General features: G+C 53.2%; 16 protein-coding genes. 7 read left to right on the plus strand and 9 right to left on the minus strand.

The window, feature by feature from the left end:
- Nucleotides 1-33 precede the first annotated feature (33 nt).
- The 4 genes from H6F94_RS11640 to H6F94_RS11655 all read left to right on the plus strand — a co-directional run bounded on the left by H6F94_RS11640 (nucleotide 34) and on the right by H6F94_RS11655 (nucleotide 5,293).
- On the plus strand, nucleotides 34-2,313 hold the full coding sequence (locus H6F94_RS11640) for an ATP-dependent helicase (RefSeq protein ID WP_313949276.1): 2,280 nt from the start codon (nucleotides 34-36) through the stop codon (nucleotides 2,311-2,313).
- 132 nt (nucleotides 2,314-2,445) lie between these two features.
- Nucleotides 2,446-2,640, plus strand: coding sequence for a hypothetical protein (locus tag H6F94_RS11645; protein WP_190802374.1), 195 nt, complete (start codon nucleotides 2,446-2,448; stop codon nucleotides 2,638-2,640).
- 240 nt (nucleotides 2,641-2,880) lie between these two features.
- Entirely contained in the window at nucleotides 2,881-3,645 is a 765-nt protein-coding gene (locus tag H6F94_RS11650; protein ID WP_190802375.1) for a CPBP family intramembrane glutamic endopeptidase, read from the plus strand.
- Nucleotides 3,646-3,859: 214 nt separating this feature from the next.
- The gene (locus H6F94_RS11655; protein WP_190802376.1) at nucleotides 3,860-5,293 is read left to right on the plus strand and encodes a PepSY-associated TM helix domain-containing protein; all 1,434 of its coding nucleotides are present in this window, start codon (nucleotides 3,860-3,862) and stop codon (nucleotides 5,291-5,293) included.
- Nucleotides 5,294-5,339: 46 nt separating this feature from the next.
- Here the strand turns inward: H6F94_RS11655 and H6F94_RS11660 are convergent, their stop codons facing one another.
- Complete coding sequence (locus H6F94_RS11660; protein ID WP_190802377.1) at nucleotides 5,340-5,708, minus strand: roadblock/LC7 domain-containing protein; 369 nt, start codon at nucleotides 5,706-5,708, stop codon at nucleotides 5,340-5,342.
- Nucleotides 5,709-5,996: 288 nt separating this feature from the next.
- Between H6F94_RS11660 and H6F94_RS11665 the strand changes: the two genes are divergently transcribed.
- Entirely contained in the window at nucleotides 5,997-6,248 is a 252-nt protein-coding gene (locus H6F94_RS11665; RefSeq protein WP_190802378.1) for a hypothetical protein, read from the plus strand.
- Between the two features lie 635 nt (nucleotides 6,249-6,883).
- Here H6F94_RS11665 and H6F94_RS11670 read toward each other — a convergent pair.
- The 3 genes from H6F94_RS11670 to H6F94_RS11680 all read right to left on the minus strand — a co-directional run bounded on the left by H6F94_RS11670 (nucleotide 6,884) and on the right by H6F94_RS11680 (nucleotide 9,408).
- Entirely contained in the window at nucleotides 6,884-8,086 is a 1,203-nt protein-coding gene (locus tag H6F94_RS11670) for a Coenzyme F420 hydrogenase/dehydrogenase, beta subunit C-terminal domain (RefSeq protein WP_190802379.1), read from the minus strand.
- Between the two features lie 78 nt (nucleotides 8,087-8,164).
- Complete coding sequence (locus tag H6F94_RS11675; RefSeq protein ID WP_190802380.1) at nucleotides 8,165-8,725, minus strand: DUF4126 domain-containing protein; 561 nt, start codon at nucleotides 8,723-8,725, stop codon at nucleotides 8,165-8,167.
- A 164-nt stretch (nucleotides 8,726-8,889) separates the two neighbouring features.
- On the minus strand, nucleotides 8,890-9,408 hold the full coding sequence (locus tag H6F94_RS11680) for a shikimate kinase (RefSeq protein ID WP_313949271.1): 519 nt from the start codon (nucleotides 9,406-9,408) through the stop codon (nucleotides 8,890-8,892).
- A gap of 493 nt (nucleotides 9,409-9,901) precedes the next feature.
- Here H6F94_RS11680 and dnaN point away from each other — a divergent pair, with 493 nt between their 5' ends.
- Nucleotides 9,902-11,077 carry a DNA polymerase III subunit beta gene (dnaN, locus tag H6F94_RS11685; RefSeq protein ID WP_190802381.1) on the plus strand — a complete coding sequence of 392 codons (1,176 nt, stop codon included), beginning with the start codon at nucleotides 9,902-9,904 and terminating at the stop codon, nucleotides 11,075-11,077.
- A 188-nt stretch (nucleotides 11,078-11,265) separates the two neighbouring features.
- Here dnaN and H6F94_RS11690 read toward each other — a convergent pair whose 3' ends face one another.
- The 4 genes from H6F94_RS11690 to H6F94_RS11705 form a co-directional block, all read right to left on the minus strand.
- Nucleotides 11,266-11,475, minus strand: coding sequence for a hypothetical protein (locus H6F94_RS11690; protein WP_190802382.1), 210 nt, complete (start codon nucleotides 11,473-11,475; stop codon nucleotides 11,266-11,268).
- A gap of 87 nt (nucleotides 11,476-11,562) precedes the next feature.
- Nucleotides 11,563-11,745 (minus strand): hypothetical protein, encoded by a 183-nt coding sequence (locus H6F94_RS11695; RefSeq protein WP_190802383.1) that lies wholly within the window; start codon nucleotides 11,743-11,745, stop codon nucleotides 11,563-11,565.
- Between the two features lie 723 nt (nucleotides 11,746-12,468).
- Nucleotides 12,469-12,756 carry a hypothetical protein gene (locus tag H6F94_RS11700; protein ID WP_190802384.1) on the minus strand — a complete coding sequence of 96 codons (288 nt, stop codon included), beginning with the start codon at nucleotides 12,754-12,756 and terminating at the stop codon, nucleotides 12,469-12,471.
- Between the two features lie 187 nt (nucleotides 12,757-12,943).
- Nucleotides 12,944-13,729, minus strand: a complete 786-nt coding sequence (locus tag H6F94_RS11705; protein WP_190802385.1) for a tetratricopeptide repeat protein — start codon at nucleotides 13,727-13,729, stop codon at nucleotides 12,944-12,946.
- Between the two features lie 220 nt (nucleotides 13,730-13,949).
- Here H6F94_RS11705 and H6F94_RS11710 point away from each other — a divergent pair, with 220 nt between their 5' ends.
- The gene (locus H6F94_RS11710) at nucleotides 13,950-16,982 is read left to right on the plus strand and encodes an AAA family ATPase (RefSeq protein ID WP_190802386.1); all 3,033 of its coding nucleotides are present in this window, start codon (nucleotides 13,950-13,952) and stop codon (nucleotides 16,980-16,982) included.
- 103 nt (nucleotides 16,983-17,085) lie between these two features.
- Here H6F94_RS11710 and H6F94_RS11715 read toward each other — a convergent pair whose 3' ends face one another.
- Entirely contained in the window at nucleotides 17,086-17,907 is an 822-nt protein-coding gene (locus tag H6F94_RS11715) for a sulfite exporter TauE/SafE family protein (RefSeq protein WP_242041107.1), read from the minus strand.
- Between the last annotated feature and the right edge of the window lie 28 nt (nucleotides 17,908-17,935).

Consider the following 17,935-nt stretch of genomic DNA (forward strand, 5'->3'; position numbering starts at 1 on the left):
ACCCTAAAGAGGCAGGTTGCCCCCTTGCCCTTTGTGCTGACAACTGAGCCTTTTTTCAGCGCTCCTCTAGAGCCTAAACTTCAAGCCATTCGTAACCGCTTACGTCCGGGTCAGCAGGTGATTGCAGACTGGCAAGCTGGGCCTTTGGCTGTTTCAGCGGTGCCCGGAGCAGGCAAATCTACTGGCATGGCCGGAGCGGCGGCGCTGGTGATTGCTCGTCATCAGTTGAACCGGCGGCGACAGTTAGTCGTAGTCACCTTCACGCGCTCAGCCGTAGCTAGCATTCGGGCCAAAATTCGTAGCCATTTACGCGAGCTAGGGCTGCCTCAAGGTAGCTTTCTAGTAAATACGCTGCACGGCCTAGCCCTGAATATCGCCGGTAGCCAGCCGGAACTGTCAGGTGTGCGCGCTGACCTGAAGGCAGTGCTCCAACCCAGCCAGAAGGCCCGCTTTCTGCGCCAGGCAGTGGACCAGTGGATCGCCGAAAATCCCCAGCCCTTCCAGCTTTTGATCGAGGGCCGCGCCTTCGATGGCGAAGAAACCGAGCGGCAACGGCGGCAATTCATTCTGCGGAGCGAAATCCTGCCCGCCCTAGCGCAGGAGGTGGTGCAGGAAGCCCGCAGTTCCGGCCTGAGTCCTAACCAAGTGCGTGAGATCTCTCGTCAGGTTTCTGAGGAAGTAGAGTTTTCGGTGTTGGGAGTGGCAGCAGGGCTGTACGAACGCTACGAGCGCATTTTGCGAGCAGCCAATGCCATCGATTACGACGACATGATTTTGGGTGCGCTGCGGGTGCTGGAGGATCCAGTGGCGCGGCAGATCTGGCAAGAACGGGTGTTTGCCGTTTTTGAGGATGAAGCCCAAGACTCCTCACCGCTACAAACCCGCCTGCTGGAAATCTTGAGTCAGAGCGAGACAGACGGCAGCAATCTGGTGCGGGTGGGCGACCCAAATCAGGCAATTAACTCCACTTTTACACCCGCAGATCCCCGGTTCTTCAACGATTTTTGCGACCAGTGCGGCAGCTCAGAGCGCTTAGCCATCCTGGATCAAGCCGGACGCAGCAGTCGCATCATTATCGACGCGGCCAATTTTGTCTTGAATTGGGTCAATCAGTCTTCGTTGGTGGGGCGTGAGCGGGCCTTCCGTCCCCAGCAGATCCAATCCGTCGATGCCGGTGACCCGCAAGCCGATGCCAACCCAGCCCCCGAAGGCCGAGGCCTAGAGTTACTGGCCCCACGCGACATTTACCACAGTGCCCAACTGTTGGGTGCTCGGGCACTGGAATTGCTGAAGGCCAACCCGGACCGCACCGCCGCCGTACTAGTGCGCCAACACAACCAGAGCCGCTTTCTGTGCGAGCAGTTGCAGTTCTTGCAAAAGGACCACGGTATTGTCGTCTATGACACCGAGCAGCGGGAGCGGCGTTCGCGCGTTCCAGCGCAGATGCTAGCGCTGTTGCAGTTCATCAATCGCCCTCACTCGCCCGACAATCTCAAAAACGCGCTGAGTGTGTTGCTAGAGCGGCAGCTGATTCCCAGTCAAGATCTCAATGCCCTAGCAGTTGACCCTGAGCGCTTTCTCTATCCGGGGCCTCTAGACCCTGCCCTCTCGGCAACCCAAGCTCAAATTCGACGCAAGTGTGCAGGGTTGCTGCGGGCACGCCTAGAGTTGCCACTGTTCAACTTGATTCCTTTTGTGGCGCTGGCACTAGGCTACGATGCCTCGGAGTTGGCTACTGCCGACAAGCTGACCGAGCGCATTGTGCAGCAGGTCTACAGCCAGGGTGCTCATCCCAGTCTCAACGCTGTGCTTGGCGTGCTCAACGACATTGTGTTGTCGGAAAACTTTGAGGCGGTGGAGGTGGAAGACCCGGAGGTGCGCTACATTCGCCCCGGCCAACTCACCGTGATCACTATGCACAAGGCCAAGGGACTGGACTGGGATTACGTTTTCATTCCGTTCCTGCATGAGCGCCTGATTCCCGGTCAGCCTTACGTGCCCGCCAGTGCTCAATTCTTGGGGGACTTTACCTTGCCAGAAGTGGCCCGAGCACAGATTCGGGCTTATGTGCATGGCGATGAGGTTCCCTCAGTGGGTGAAGCTTGGCGACGGGCCGGTGAGCTGAAGGCCGCCGAGGAGTTTCGCTTGCTCTACGTAGCCATGACGCGGGCCAAGCGCCTGCTGTGGATGTCAGCTGAGAAAAGTACGCCGTTCTCCTGGAACAACCTGGAGATGATGCAAGACACCGCCAAAGCCTGCCCAATTCTCAAGCCCCTAGCTCAGCGCTTTCCTAGCAGTTTGGTTCCTTGCTAGGAGGTCTTCCAGACTGAAGTTGCTTAAGTGGCCACTTACTTGAATGATCTTGCCTGGTTTCAACTTTTAGTCGAGCCAATAATATAAGTGAGCGGGGGCCGGGCGCCATTTAAGCAATTGAGGGAAAGCACGATGGATGACTCTACTTACGCAATTTTTCTGGGCTTTGGTTTGCTTTGGGTCGTGATGGCGGGAATTGCTTTTATTGCCTTGCTGAAAGCAGATGGACAAAAGCTACAATTCGGTCCCAATGGACTGATTGTTGCGATTCCGATTGTGTTGGTCATTGCAGTTGCTTTAATTTTTGGGGTCATAGCAGGCACCTAAACCTTGCGAAATTAGTTCCAGGGCTTACTGCGATATTTGGCTCATTACTGCACTAATTTTTGCAAGCCACTGAGTTTTGCAAGCCAGGCTTATTCACCTCAAAAGCATGACTAAAAGCATCGCTATGGGCTAGTGTCCCAGCAGGTTTGCAATGCTCGTCTAACCAGCCCAATAGCCTGGTAGCCAGTCAGCTAGTTGAGGCACACTGGGTGGCAGCTCTTTCGCGCAGGTTCGGAGCACATGCCAGCTACTCCTGAGTTTCCTGCCCCTGAGTTTGGCTCTGAATTTCTTGATATCCGACCCCCCTGGAACGCTTGGGACCTGCTCAAAACTATCTTGGGCGGCTTGGTCCTGAGTTTGATGCTGGTGGCGACGGTGTTGTTTGGTGCGAAGGCGCTGGCCAGCTCCGACCTGCTCGAAGTTCCCAGGCGGGTGGCAGTCAATCTCGCGATTCTGAGCACCTACTTTGGGCTGCTGGGCTCAGCCTGGTATTTCGTTTTGCGGCGTTATCGAGCGCAGTGGCAGGAGGTAGGTTTACGTCCGGTGAGCGTGAAGGGACTGCTAGCAGTGTTGCCAGTAATGCTCGCTGTTCTTGCGGTCAATGTTGGGTTGACGCTCGTGATGACTCGTCTGCTTGGGCCAATCAATAATCCACAAAAGGAGAGTTTCGCGCCAGGCGGTGTCATGACCCTGAGCGATTTGGGCTGGTTGTTTCCCCATGTCGCGGTGGCAGCGCCGATTGTTGAGGAAATTCTGTTTCGGGGCATGCTCTACCCTTATCTGCGCAGCAGAACCAGCCGCTCCAATGCCGTTCTGCTCTCGGCAGGCATCTTTGCTTCGATTCATTTTATCCCAGTGCTGTGGCCGTTTCTGTTCAATTTGGGCATAGCGCTGGCCCTAGTTACAGAGCGCTACAAGAGTATCTATCCAGCCATACTGCTACACGGGTTGAATAACGCGTTGGTGGTGACGGGGATGTACTTTTCGCTCCATCAAGGCAGTTAGCTAGCTCCGCTAAACCCCTGAGCCAAGCCGCTTGCAGGCAGACAGCCCGCGCGGTGAAACTCTTGGCTTGACAAATCTCTCCAGTAAGAGGAAGGTTAGTGATGACTTAACTCTCCTCTTACTGGAAGCTTAGGTTAGGATGCCCCGTCAGGCTTGCTGCACGGGGGATATTGCTGTGTTTTTCTGCGAACCGTGGAGCCAAGGAGCCAGAACTATGCCTACCAAGCCTGACCAACTCGTGTCGGCGAGCTACTTTTATCGCGTAGTGTGGCGCTGGCATTTCTACGCTGGCCTGTTGGTCGCTCCGTTCATGGTGATGTTGGCAATTACCGGCAGCATCTACCTGTTCAAGCCGCAACTGGATGGCTGGATGTACCACAACTTGATGTTTGTGCCGCCAACTAGCCCAGCACTGTCCCAAGTTGAGCAGCTTGAGGCCGTTCGCAGTGCTTACCCTGGCGCAGAGCTGTCAACTTTTCGTCCCGCTGAGACACCAGAGCGCAGCGCTGAAGTTGGCCTGACCACTCAGGATGGGCGCGAACTGACGGTGTTTGTGAATCCGGCCAATGGCAATCTGTTGGGGAACCGCGATGAGACGCACAACCTTCAGGCTTATGCTCGCAAGCTGCACGGCGAGTTGATGCTTGGCGTGATCGGCGACCGGATGATCGAGTTAGCGGCCTGTTGGGGTTTAGTGCTAATGATCACGGGCCTGTACCTCTGGTGGCCACGCAAGGGTTCACTGCTTTGGGGAACGCTCTTACCGCGGCTCAACAGTCAGGACCGGCGCGTTTTTTGGCGGGATTTGCACGTTGTGCCCGGTTTTTACGGTTCGCTGCTGGTGGTTTTTATGATTCTGACAGGCTTGCCCTGGTCGGGCTTTTGGGGTGAGCAGTTTGCAAATATCTGGAGTCGCTATCCGGCGCAGGTGTTGGACAACTTTCCAAAATCAACACTGCTCACTGGTTCGCTGAATCAGAGTGGAGACAAGCGCGTGCCTTGGGCTGTGGAGAAGTTGCCGATACCGCAGTCAGACTCGTCTGGGCATGAGGCTCATCAGGGCCTCATGCAACACCCAACAAGCAATTCGGTTGTAGCGCCCGATGGCATTCCATCCGGTACACCGGTCAACTTGGATTCAGTGGTCGCGTTGGCACAAGCTAAGGGGGTTCCCGCTGGTTTCAAGGTGAGTCTGCCAACGGATCCAGAGGGCGTCTATACGGTTTCCGCAGCTCCCAACAACCCTGCCGAGCAGGTAACGCTGCACATTGACCAGTACAGCGGCAAGGTGCTGAATGAGGTGCGTTGGGCGCAGTACGGGGTGGTACCCAGGGCGGTTGAGTTAGGCATTGCGGTGCATGAGGGCAGGTACTTTGGCCTGCTCAATCAGCTACTAATGCTGTTTACCTGTCTGGTGGTGATTGGTTTGTCTTTAACAGGGCTTGTGATGTGGTGGCAGCGCCGCCCGCTAGGCCAGTTGGGCGCTCCACCCATGCCCAAAAACTTGCCTCTGTGGAAGCAAGCTGTGGTGATCATTGCAATTCTGGGTGTGCTCTTTCCTTTGGTTGGTCTTTCGCTGTTGGCGGTGCTGCTGTTGGACTATCTGGTAATTTCACGCATTCCTTTCTTAAAACGTGCTTTGGGCTGACCGGTCTTGCTATGGCAGAGATCTTGCTATGGCAGGGGCGGCTACCTTACCCCAACATTGCGGTCAAGTCACCAGCAACTCGCTTAATCTCCAAAAACAGCAACCCTTGCTTAGCAGCGGCTGAAGCCAGCACCAACAATACTGCCTCAGAACCACAGCTCACCAGAACGCCGTAACCCTTCTCCCCCTGCACAAAAATCCGCTCGACATTGCCTCGCGCCAATTCTGAGCCAATCCGTTCTCCCAAGGAGAGCATCGCTGCCGACATCGCCGAAGTGCGCTCCTCATCCATCCCGCCGGGCAGCGATGCAGCCAAGGGCAAACCATCTGGCGTCACCAGCACTGCTCCCTGCACGTCGGAGGTCCCCGTTACAAAGTTCTGAAGCACATTCAACAAGGCATTGGCATTAATCATGACGGGCGCTCCTGGGCAACAATTAAGCAAACTAGCAAGGGTCTGATTCAAAAAATACCCCTGAAACCAGAGAAGAGAACAGAATAAGCCATAACCTGCCCTGTTCTAGCTGCCAGCTAAGTTCTGCTAGCAGTGGTCGCAAGCCTGCAACCCTATGCTATTAATGCTTACAGCCTTCAGTCAGCAGCATCTTCAGAGATTTTTGAATCGGACTGTTGACATTCAAACTATCTGAGTGATAGCTTTAGAACATCGAATCTTCGGATACAAACAGTCGGAGGCAGAAAAATGAACAACATGCTTCAAGCGGCTGAGGACCTTAATAACGCTCTTAAGAACATCGCCCTTGTCTCTTTCTTGGCCGCTGGCCTAGCCGTCGCGGCTCAAGCCGCTCAGCACACTCAACCCTTTTTACCTAAGCCTGCACTAGAAGCTGAGCTACCAACGCAGGTTGTTAACCACTTGCTCACGGCTTCTACAGCCACTGTGTTGAGACCTGAAGAGAGCAACGATTACACGAACCTGGTTCAACAAGCTTGAGTTCCATTTAGATCTGAAATCTCACAATTGGAGATTAAAGTTTCCAGCGGTCCGTTTAACAAGCTCCCTACGCTAAACCTCAGCCCCCACAGAGCGTGCGGGGGCTTTTTTTTGGGCTTTTTTTAGATAAGAAAACCCCTGACCGTGCCTGCAGGGGTTTAAGACCTTCGTGTATGCGTATAGCTTTTATAGTTCACAGGCTATGACAGAACTTCCCTCTACAGTCTCTGTGATGCTGGCTACAGGCAGCAGAGAGGGGAGCTTATGCTGCTGCCTCAACCCACTCAACTGACAAGCCCAAGCTAAAGAACACCTAAGAGAACATTCAGAAAATTACGAAAAACCCTAGCCTTGACTGCCAGGGCAGCAAAACTGATCGTATGCCTCTTGATTTGCTAAACATTCGCGCCTAGAAGGAATCTCCCCCTCTAGGCGGACAGGCATAAAAAAGCGGCAGCGTTGTCTCTGCCGCGGTGGTCAATGGGAGTTTCTCTTGCTTCCTCAAACTAGCTATAGAAGCAGCAAAGTACACCAGCAATCCACCTGAAGCCTGGTTATCTAGATCTCAGTAATAACCGGCTCTTTACTTCTAGAGGTGTTTCTGTGAGCGCCTTCAACGGCTACTCCGGCAATGGCTACTCCGGCAATTTGTATTGTCCAACAATTCGCTTGGCAAATTCCGGCACATGAGCCTCCAGTTTCTCTGGATGGTTTCGCTTGAGATACAAGTAATTGCGCGTGAAATGAGAATCGATCGAAAAGCGTCCGTATTCCAAACCTTTTGGACCAATTTTCTCGATTACCACACCCATCAGTTTTGCTGCCCACATCGGTAGGGTCATACCTTTGTCATAGGCTGGGATGCTCTGCTGGACTGCTTTATGGCGGTTGCCTTCGGACATCACAGGTTGAGTTTCGAGTTGGTCCATCACCAGATCCAACATCTCTTGTCCTGTCTGGTTGCGCACTGTAATCCACTGCCAGCCAAAGGGAGCGCCCATATAGCCCACAACCAAATCGGCTAAGCCGTTCACATAGTCAAAGCAACTCATGCAAGACGGTGCAAACACATCCTTCAGTTCTTTGGTGTTGAGGCCAAAAAAGGGCACTGTTTCAGTCGAGCCATCTTCATGCTTGAAGTGCACACGGAAATCTTGCATGAATTCGTAATGGACCACCGTGCTGGGCGAGCGACTGGTTGTGTCCAAAAACTTCTGCAAGCCAGCTCGGGTGACATTGTCTACGCAGGGTGTCCCCAGCACATAGAGTTTCTCTAAGCCCAACTGATCCTGCACGGCTCGTAATGCCTGAATTTGGCAGCCCACACCAATCACCAAAAGGCGCTTCAAACCTGACTGCTCGATCTGCTCCAACACCGAAAGGTTGGGAGAAAGCGTTGGTTTGTTCACTCGGGCCGCTAGGATTTCTTCCGGAGTCCGCGCAATCACCGGCTTGGGTTGAAAGCGATCTTCTGGTGTGTTCTGCACGCAGACTACGCCCTCGACCCAGCCCCGGTTGAGCATTTCAATCGCAATACTGCTGACGATGCCAGTCCACTGCGCCCCTTCGATGGGCGATTGCTTGCGGGCAGCGATCATGTCTTGGTGCACGCCGAAGTAGAGTTCGCGTTCGTTATCCAAATCGCGCGAGCGTCCATGATTGCGGACTTCTAGCTGCTCAACCTGCTGGTTCAGAAAGGCGCAGGCATCTTTGACGTAGTGGATGTAGTAGGTATCGCAGAGACCACATTCGCTGCACAGCTCCTTGGCTGGGCGACGACTGGTAGTCTTGAGGGCGCGAGCTTTGCGATGGGCAGAACGGTCAGTAGCAGGGGACATGACAGCTTGAGGCCAGAATTAGGCACAAATCCGGATGCCCCCTCAGGATAACGCGCAATCCATCCACTTCAGGCCGACCTAGTCAGGAGGGCGTTTGCCCCTACCAGCCCGACGTTGCCAGCGTCGCCACTCATTGGTGCTGCGTAATGCTAGCCAAAGTAATAGCAGGGCGATCAAACCGCCCTGACGAGGAGCATCCAGCGCAAAAAACACTAATGACACACACAGAACATCCTGGATAAACACAGCCCAGAGCGGCAGCCCGCGCATGCGGAAAAACCACCCGGCCACAACAACCTGCAGCACCAAAGCCAAGACGCCACCTAATAGCCCCACTAACCACAGGGGTTGCGCTGTTGCTTGCGCCACGGCCAAACCCATGATTGCGCCGACTACTGGACTCAGAACCAGTTGCACAATTTGGAGAACGCGCTGCCCCAATAAGTTTTTGGAGCCAATTAACTCGAACAGCGACCAACTGACCAAAACTCCCAACACTACTGGGGGAGGAATGTGGGATAGCAACGGCACTTGCGACCAAAGTTGATTGCCCTGCAGCAGACCAATCAATAGCAGTGGCAGGGCAACGCGCAATCCTCCTGCCGCCGCTGCAGATAGACTCGCCAGCAGTTCGACCATGAGTTGCTCTGACCGGCTGTTTTAGGGATACCTAAACCCTTTACTAAAGTTTATGCCCAGATCCTGAATAGAAGACATGATGGTTCTGACTTAACGGTTCTGAACCAGATGTGTAGGTTAAATTTGTGGCCTGAATTTCTTAAAGTCTCTTAGGACTCACTCTTTTACTGCTTAAGAATCGTGGGGAGTTGCTCCAAAATTCGCTGAGCAATAGTAGCCGGCGACTCACCTGCTAAGACCGTAATGTGCAGGTCTGCTTGTCGATAACGGTCTTGGCGTTGGTCTAAAAGTCGCTGAAGCACTGCGGCTGGATCGGGAGATTCTAATAACAGGGGCCGCGGGGTGGGGTCGTGGCGTAACCGCGATAACAGCTCTTCAATAGCAACATCTAGCCAAACGACAATGCCGTGATGCAGATAAGACCAGTTGCTAGCGTCTTGGACAATGCCACCCCCTGTTGCAACGACTAAGCGGGTATAAGTGGCTAGCTCACTGAGCACCTGCTGCTCAAGCTGCCTGAAACTAGCCTCACCTGATTCCGCAAAGATCTGCTGGACACTACGTCCACTGATCTGCTCGACCAAAGCATCTGTGTCCAAGAAGCGGTAAGACATCCGCTGAGCAAGCTCCCGTCCTACGGTGGACTTGCCTGCTCCCATCATGCCAACCAAAAACAGATTCACGCCCTGCAACATGCAGCCCAGTGTAGCGCTAGAGCCTACTGTCTTCCGCTAACCCTACAGGAATTAAGAATTCCTGATTTTTCCTCCAAAATTTCTATCGCTCAATTTAGGGGTAATGGCTGCTCAGCCTGTGGAAAACCCCCCAAAATCTGTGGATAACTTGTGGAGAATCTGTGGAAGAAGTCATCGTTCTGGGGAAAACAAGTAGTGAGTATAAATACTCTGTGGAAAAGTAGGGGTACTTTTCCACAGGTTTTCCACAGGCCTTAGAGGCTTAAAAGCCAAGCCACGGATTGAGTCCACAGGTTTTTCCACATTTTCCACAGCCCCTATTACTACTACAGTTAAAAACTTAAAAAGATTGATTTGATAGAGATCCGGAGTTGGCAGATGAACTCGATTGCCAGCTTCTAGCCCACTGAGTCAGCCAGTGGTAGGATGGGCGTCCAGAGCCAGAGCACCGCGCAGTCTTTCTAAAACCCAACCCCAGACCATGAAACTGATCTGCTCTCAAGCGGCTCTCAGCCAGAATCTCTCTCTTGTCAGCCGTGCGGTTGCTTCTCGCCCTAGCCACCCAGTCCTGGCTCATGTCCTGCTGAACGCGGACGAAGAGCGCCAAGAGGTGAGCGTAACGGCGTTTGATCTCAATCTGGGGATTCGGGTGAGCTTTGAGGCACAGGTCTTAGAGGCGGGCAGTGTGACGCTACCTGCTCGTTTGTTGAGCGATATTGTGATTAAGCTGCCTGATGTGCAGGTGGTCCTGGAGTTTGAGGAGCAAGCCTTTGCGGACGGGGACACCAATGTGTCGGTGTCCTGTGGGGCTGGTAGTTATCAGATGCGAGGGCTGAGTGCGAGTGAGTTTCCTTCGCTGCCGCTAGTGAACGAGGATAAAGAAGCGGTGGTACCGGTAGAACTGTTGCTATCGGGGCTATCGGGTTCACTATTTGCCGCCTCTAGCGACGAGACTAAGCAGGTGCTGACAGGAGTGCACGTGAGCGCTCGCGACAACTCAGTAGAATTCGCAGCAACTGATGGGCACCGTCTGGCAGTGGTGCAGACAGAACAGGTGAGTGAGGAGGGCGAAGCCCCAGCGGCTGAGCTGACCGATTTGGAAGTGACGGTCCCAGCACGGGCTCTACGGGAGTTGGAGCGGATTCTCAACGCTCAAGGCAAGGGGCTGGTCACGCTCCACTTTGATACCCGCACCTGTGTGTTTAGCCTGGGCGACCAAGAGTCTGGCCCACGGATTACATCACGATTGCTGGATGGACAATATCCCAACTACCGCCAACTGATTCCCCGCAGCTTCGAGCGCCAGATGACCGTGGAGCGCAAGGCGTTGCTGGGGGCTCTAGAGCGTATCTCAGTGCTGGCAGACCAGCGCAACAACATTGTGAAGCTCAGCATCGATGGGGCAACCCAGGAAGTAGCGCTGAGCGTTGACGCACCGGACGTGGGCTCCGGTCGAGAAGTGGTGCCGGTACAGATGTCAGGCGATGACTTAGAGATCGCCTTTAACGTCAAATATCTGGCTGAAGGGCTCAAAGCCCTGAGCAGCAACGAAATCCAAATGCAGTTGAACAGTCCAACCAGCCCTGCCGTGCTTACGCCTGTAGGTGCCCTAAAGATGACCTACCTAATCATGCCGGTCCAAATTCGCTCGGCTTAGTCCTCTGCTTAGTGATCGTCAGTTTCTTGTCTGTTGCTTAAGCCTGTGGCTTGAGAATTACCTAACTTGAGGTTGTCAGGGTGAGTTGGATACCCACCCTGAGCTAAGAGTTTCCAGACTAGTCGTTCTTGACTGATTGCTATCGCTTAGTCGATTTGCTTACTCGGTTCGCTCAGTCAATTAGTTGTTTAATCAACAACCTTAAGTCGTCCAGCACGCAGACGTTCGAAAATTCGGTTGACTTTTTGTTGCTCAGTCTCGCTCAGCATCAGTTTGTTAAGCAAGTTAGACATAAGCTTGTGCTGATCAGCGCGGCTGATTTTGCCAGAAGCCAAAATTTGTTCGATCAAACGTTCCAGGGCTGAAGTTGAATAAGTTGGATCGCTGAGGGAGTTCATAGTAAGGATGACCTGGTTCAATCGTTAAAAAGTTCTGGGAAAAATGAAGAAGATATTTCTTAAAAACAAATAGTCAAACTACTGGTGCTAAGCCTCAGCAGTTGACAGACTAGAGTCTGAAGATTGGCCGACCTTGGCTCTGGACTCGGCGTAATCATTGATGCCCGCTAGCCAACCTGCCCAAGAAAATAACGAGAAGACATGATCAGGTAGATCTACGCCGTGCTTACCGTAGTTCCAGCCGATGAGATAGGGGTCATTAGGTGCCATGATGATAGGTGCCTCTACTCTTAGGGGTCAAGAGGTGGGAATCCTTGCCGGGGTACCACCTCTGCAAACTTAAGTAAGTTTACATATCTTTACGGAATCATGGGGGTGTGGTTCTTTACCACTCCCAAAGGGTGAGTTTTGAGATACATTTGCTCTCATTTTTCGCCACTCAGCCTGAGAGCTAAGTATATGTACGGGTCTAGCCTCAAGACAACTCAACTCAGGGCAGAGTCCTCGACTCAGTGAAGGTCAGTGAGTTGGGTCAGTCCACTGACCGCCAGTGGTTCCGGCAAGCGGTCTTTGAGTGGCTACAGTGCTAGGAGGTTGGCGCAAAAAAAAGTGAATGCGCAGGCGCTCGGCGAACCGATCAACCTACGCAAACAGTTCTGATTTCGCGGTGTTTCGCGTTGACTGAATAAGCTTTGGGTAAACTCTAGGGACAGCTTTAGGTGCTGGCCTTTTTAACAGGCTGCAGACTTTGCGGCTTCCAGGTTTCGCAGGCTTTAGGCCGCTTTAGGTTCCCTTTAGAGCGCGAGTGATTACTTGTTTCTCGCTAACAGGTACTTCACGGACAGCTACTTTACAAGACGAAGGCTGAAATTAATTAAACTTAGTTAAAGGCAAGCGGCAAAGAAGTTATTTCTCTGACTTCTGACGCTTTGGTTGCTGATACTTCGCTCACTATTCACTTTATTCACTAAGGCGAAGGCGAATCTCTAATCTTTAAGCAACTGCGGCTGGATACCAGCTAAGGACAATGCTACCATTAGCGGCCCAACCATAATGCCCAGGACGCTGGTGGTCCTTGTAGAAACCAGTAATCTCCTTAGCGCTGATCAGGATACCTGCCGCTTGAGGTGTCAGCTTTAGCCGTCCTGCCTCAGCTCGGTGGATCCCGATTGCGCCCCGCTCGGTTTGAATCGCATAGCCCTGAGCACTATAAGCCAGAGTACCGAAGACTATCCGGTGGGCAACATCGGGACGAAACTGAAAAATGCTGGAGTAAGACACTAGACACCTTTGTGTTTGCTTATCGCTAGCCTATCAAGGCAACCGCGAGGTGAATTCCGTAAGATTGCGGCTTTCCCCAGCCCAATTCCCAAAAGGACCGGGGGAAACCACAGGTTTATGCAGTCTTGATAATCCCTTGACGGCTTCTGCATCCCCCAGCCCGAATACTGACCACCAATCGTTGAAGCTAGCGGTTGAAGCGAACTGGCTCCGCCTCATTCCTAGCAACCTCTCGTCTTCTCCTGGGTCTGGTGGCCTCCTCACGCTGCTGTAGGGCAGCGATACGCTGAACTCCTGCTTGATTATTCTGACGGGTATAAAGGGCTAGGGCGCGTTCTAGGGCTTTCTTGGCTTCCTCTTTACGACCCATCGCATCGAGCGTGATCGCCAGTTCGTAATGGGCCTCAGGGACCGAGAAGTTGGTGCTGATTGCCTGCTGGTAGTTGTACATCGCCTCATCGAGCTTGCCCTCCTGACGCAGCAAATTGCCTAAACGAACATAGGCAACAGTCAGATTTGGCCCGGCAGTAATAGCGTTGCGGTAGGCTTCAATGGCCTCGGGTCTGCGGTCTTGCTGCACGAAGATATCCCCTAGGCTCTTGTAAGACAGGGCATCGTGAGGATTGAGCCGAAGGGCCTGACGGTAAGCTACCGCCGCATCACTGGGGCTCTCTAGTGCCAAGAGCGCATTACCTAGACCCCGATAGTAAGCTGACTGGCGAGAATTGAGGCTAACTGCACGACGGTAGGCTGCCGCAGCGTCCGTGTAGTTGCCTTGCAACATCAGGTCATTGCCCCGGACATATTGCTGATCGGCGGCAACAGAATAGCGGGAAAGGGCTTCGTCCACAGCCTTGGCTTCCGGTTGGGGCATTGATACGAAGCAGAGGCTAGTCAGCGCCATAGAGGATGCTAGCCAGAGGAGCCAACGGCGGGGCTGATGGAGCGGGGTAGAAGGGGCTGAGTCTTTCATGAGGTACTCTAGTTCGTTACTCCAGGTTCTGACGCACACTTTCTAGTCAATTGGTCCATTTCCGGGAATCGCTTCTTTTCTAACCTTGCCATTGACTGGATGGCTACAGTGCCAAAATTGCAGACTGAGTGGCTTGGCAATTGCCGAATCAGCAGAAATCGTTACACTAAAAAACAGCCTGAACGCCTGCATTGGTTGAATTTGGGCCGCTCCTCGCTGCATGATTCCCCATCAGATTACTCTCACCAATTTTTTGAGCTACCGGCAAACCTTTCTAAGTTTTGAAGGTTTGCAGACGGCTTGTATCTGTGGTCCAAATGGGTCTGGAAAATCGTCACTGCTAGAGGCAATCACCTGGGTTCTGTGGGGAGAGAGCCGAGCCAACAGTGAAGATGATGTTATTCATACGGGTGCAACCGAAGCACGGGTTGATTTTCAATTTTTCAGCCAGGGACAACGTTGTCGGGTCATTCGTAGCAGGGTGCGGGGCTCAACCAGCATCTTAGACTTTCAAATTTCTGAAACAGAGCCAGATAGCCCAGCCGATTTTCGTCCCCTCACTGAGCGAAATCTCCGGGCAACGCAGCAGGCAATTTGCAATCACCTGCGCATGGATTACGAGACCTTTATTAACTCAGCCTATTTACGTCAAGGACGGGCTGATGAATTCACCCTCAAGCGCCCTGCTGAACGCAAACAGATTTTGGCTGAAATTCTGGGGCTGGGTCCCTACGATGAGCTTGCAGAACGGGCACGGGAGCGGGCGCGTCAGTTTCGGGCTCAGGCCAGTGTTTTAGAAGATACGCTGCGGTTGCAGGCCCAACAGGTTCAGCAGCGGGAGCGCGTTGACGCCGAACTCAAAACCTTGCAAACTCAATGTCTGGCCGCTCAGCACCAGCAACAGATTGACCGACAGCACCTGACTCAACTTCAACAGCAGCAGCACCAACGGCAGAGCTGGGAGCAACGCTTGGGCTGGGTGATTTCCCAGCAGCAGAGTCGGCACCAGGACAGCTTGCGTTTACAAAGCAACTTGGCCCAACAGCAGCAGCAGCTTCAGCGATTGACCGTCCTGCTTGCAGACGAAGTAGCGATTATGCAGGGCTACAGCCACTGCCAATCGCTGCAAGTGCAGGAAGCCAACTACAACACCAAACTCCAGCAGCAACAGCAACTCGGAGACAGTCTGGATCACTATAGTCGCCAGCTAGAGCGCTGCCGTTCCGAACTGCTGGGCGAATTGCAGGCTGAGACAACTCGGCTAGAGGCGTTAGTCCTCCAGCAGCAAGAAACGCAGGCCCTGCTACATAAAGCACCTGAGATTGAGACAGCTGTGCGGCAGTTGCAAACGGCTCGGGATCAGTTGAGCCATCTAGACCAGCTACAAACTAAAGCCGCGCCTCTACTGCAGCGTCGGGCTCAGTTACAGGTGCAACTCAATACCACAGCTGCCCGTCTCAGTGCTCGTTTAGATGAACTGGATACCCGGATCGAACAGCTGCGCTGGGCTGGGCAGCATCAGGAGAAGTTACAGACCGCTGTAGGGCAGGTGCAGGCTCGCGTTCACCACTTGGAGAAGCGCCGGATTTATCAGCAACGGGTTCAAGAGAAGGGCTTGGAACGCCGAAGTTTTTTAGAACGCCTACAGGGCGATCAGCGGGCCATTGAGCTTCAGTTGGCTCAGCTAGATGGCAAGCTCAGCCTACTGAAGGTGCCGGACGCTAGCTGCCCAGTCTGTGAGCGTCCGCTGGATGAGCCCCATTGGAACCTGGTTGGTCAGAAGCATCAGCAACAACAGCAAGAGCTTCTGGGGCAGCTTTGGGTGATTCGGGAGCAGCTAGCAGTATCCGAGCGTGAGATCCAAGTTCTACGCCGGGAGTACCGGGAACTGGAACAGGAACTGACTGCCTTGCCTTTATGCATGGAAGAGAAAGGCCGCCTACAGGAGCAACTGGAAGCCTCTCAGGTCTGCACCGAACGCTTGGCTCAATTGGAGACCGAGCGGCAACAGTTGGCCCAAAAGTTACAGCAAGGCGCACACAGTGCAGAGATTTGCCAAGAGTTGACGCTGCTTGACCAGACTCTTGACGGTCTGAATTACGATGAGCGCACCCACGCCCTGATCCGAGGACAGGTCGATCGCTGGCGTTGGGCTGAGGGCAAACAAACCGAACTAAAAGCGCAACGGCGCAAGCTCACTGATTTAGAAAGCCGCTTACCCAACCTGCAAGCCCGAGTTGCAGTTCTCCAAGCTCGCTTAGATCAAGAACAAGTTGACTCAACCCTCCAAGCCCAGATCGCTCAGCTCAAGCAGCAAATGGCTGAGCTGGGCTATGACCGAGAGCAGCACCAGCAAATTCGCGAACGTATGCGCCTAGCTCAGGATTGGCTGTTGCGCTACCAGGAGCTGATGCAAGCTCGTCAGCAATTACCCTTGCTCCAGCAGCAACTGGCACAAAACGAGCAAGCCTTGGCGGAGTTAGAGCAGGAGTTGCAAGCCTTGGCTACTCAACAGCAAGACCTGAGCCGCCAGCTAGAACAGACGCCTGATGCAACTGAGAAAATTCAAACACTAGAGCAAGCTATAGAGCAGCGTCGATTTTGCTTGGAGCGAGATCTCAGTCGTCTTGGTCAGGTGCAACAGCAACAACAGCATCTAGTTACTCAGGCAGAGCTACTGGAGCAGCAACGCCAAACTTTGACCACTGCTCAAAAACAGCAGCAGATTTATCAAGAACTGAGTAATGCATTTGGACGCAACGGGATTCAAGCCCTCATGATTGAAAATGTCCTGCCTCAATTAGAGGCAGAGGCTAACAGTATTTTGGCTCGATTGAGTGCTAGCCAGTTTCACATTCGCTTTGTCACCCAACGCTCTAGTAAACGCAAGTCAGACAACAGTAAGCTGATTGAAACGCTTGACATTGTAATCGCCGATGCCCAAGGTACGCGACCCTATGAAACCTACTCCGGGGGCGAAGCCTTTCGCATCAACTTTGCCATTCGTTTAGCCTTGTCTAAATTGCTGGCTCAACGGGCGGGAACCGCTTTGCAAACGCTAATTATCGATGAGGGATTTGGGACTCAGGATGCTGAGGGCTGCGAGCGCTTGGTCGCGGCCATTAATACGATTTCTCCTGACTTTGCCTGCATTTTGGTTATTACCCATATGCCCTTACTCAAAGAGGCTTTTGAGACTCGAATTGAGGTTAGCAAAATGCCTGAGGGTTCTCACTTGAGCTTGGTTGTTTGAAGGCCCCCTTTTAAAGAACTCCTCAGGACTCGAGCTTGCAATTGTTCTAAGAGCACTAGAGTCCTCTGGTGCTCCTGCGATAGTGAAGCTCCAGCGATTTCCCTTAGCTGCCCCAAGGCCACGGAATCCAACCCCAACCAATAAAGGCTTTGGCACTCATATACAGAGCTAGGAGCAACAGCAGGCTACGAAACAGTAGATTGACTACCGTATCAGGCAACTTAGGGAGGAGACGTGCTCCAAACTGTGCCCCGCAGAGCCCACCAATGCCCAAAGCTAAGCCATCTAGCCACAGAACATTACCGGCTAAAGCGTGTCGCCCCACTGCCCAAATTGAGATTAGGGTTACGGCTCCTAAACTGGTCCGCACCGCGTCTTTGATGCCTTCCTCTAAAAACAGCATTTGTAGGGGCACCATCACCACCCCGCCACCCACACCAAATAGACCTGACAATAACCCTGCTAGTAAACCAATGCCTTGGGTGCGATAAATACGCGGTTCAGAACTGGTTGCTTGATCTGTGGTTTGCGGGTGGCGACGCTGAAGTCTTTGCTTCAAGTTCATTAGAAAGATGGCCAACAGTTGCAAGAGGGCAAAGCTGAGTAGCAGTACACCAGGCGGTAACAAGGTGGTGATCCAAACCCCCAACTCTGTAGTCAACATTGCTGGAGGGGCTAGCAGTGCGACTCGCTCCAGGTTGAGTTGCTGCATGCGCCAATTCTGATAGGTGCCGGAAGCTGAGCTAAGCACCACTGCCACCAAACTAGAGGCTATGGCTTGTACAGGTGTGGCTCCCCATAAGGTCAGCACCGGGACCATCAACAAGCCGCCGCCAATACCAAGCAAGGCTGACAAGACGCCTACAACGGTTCCAACCAGTAATAGCCCCAGCAAAGCAGGGCTCAAAATTGCAGTTGCACCCAAAACAGTAGACTCCTGGCAAGCAATGCTT

This window comes from Leptolyngbya sp. FACHB-261, assembly GCF_014696065.1.
Taxonomy (GTDB): domain Bacteria; phylum Cyanobacteriota; class Cyanobacteriia; order FACHB-261; family FACHB-261; genus FACHB-261.

What these genes read in the sequence shown, in the direction of transcription:
- H6F94_RS11645 (WP_190802374.1), top strand. Translation starts at nt 2,446, where the DNA reads ATGGATGACTCTACTTACGCAATTTTTCTGGGCTTTGGTTTGCTTTGG.
- H6F94_RS11650 (WP_190802375.1), top strand. Translation starts at nt 2,881, where the DNA reads ATGCCAGCTACTCCTGAGTTTCCTGCCCCTGAGTTTGGCTCTGAATTT.
- H6F94_RS11655 (WP_190802376.1), top strand. Translation starts at nt 3,860, where the DNA reads ATGCCTACCAAGCCTGACCAACTCGTGTCGGCGAGCTACTTTTATCGC.
- H6F94_RS11660 (WP_190802377.1), bottom strand. Translation starts at nt 5,708, where the DNA reads ATGATTAATGCCAATGCCTTGTTGAATGTGCTTCAGAACTTTGTAACG.
- H6F94_RS11665 (WP_190802378.1), top strand. Translation starts at nt 5,997, where the DNA reads ATGAACAACATGCTTCAAGCGGCTGAGGACCTTAATAACGCTCTTAAG.
- H6F94_RS11670 (WP_190802379.1), bottom strand. Translation starts at nt 8,086, where the DNA reads ATGTCCCCTGCTACTGACCGTTCTGCCCATCGCAAAGCTCGCGCCCTC.
- H6F94_RS11675 (WP_190802380.1), bottom strand. Translation starts at nt 8,725, where the DNA reads ATGGTCGAACTGCTGGCGAGTCTATCTGCAGCGGCGGCAGGAGGATTG.
- dnaN (WP_190802381.1), top strand. Translation starts at nt 9,902, where the DNA reads ATGAAACTGATCTGCTCTCAAGCGGCTCTCAGCCAGAATCTCTCTCTT.
- H6F94_RS11690 (WP_190802382.1), bottom strand. Translation starts at nt 11,475, where the DNA reads ATGAACTCCCTCAGCGATCCAACTTATTCAACTTCAGCCCTGGAACGT.
- H6F94_RS11695 (WP_190802383.1), bottom strand. Translation starts at nt 11,745, where the DNA reads ATGGCACCTAATGACCCCTATCTCATCGGCTGGAACTACGGTAAGCAC.
- H6F94_RS11705 (WP_190802385.1), bottom strand. Translation starts at nt 13,729, where the DNA reads ATGAAAGACTCAGCCCCTTCTACCCCGCTCCATCAGCCCCGCCGTTGG.
- H6F94_RS11710 (WP_190802386.1), top strand. Translation starts at nt 13,950, where the DNA reads ATGATTCCCCATCAGATTACTCTCACCAATTTTTTGAGCTACCGGCAA.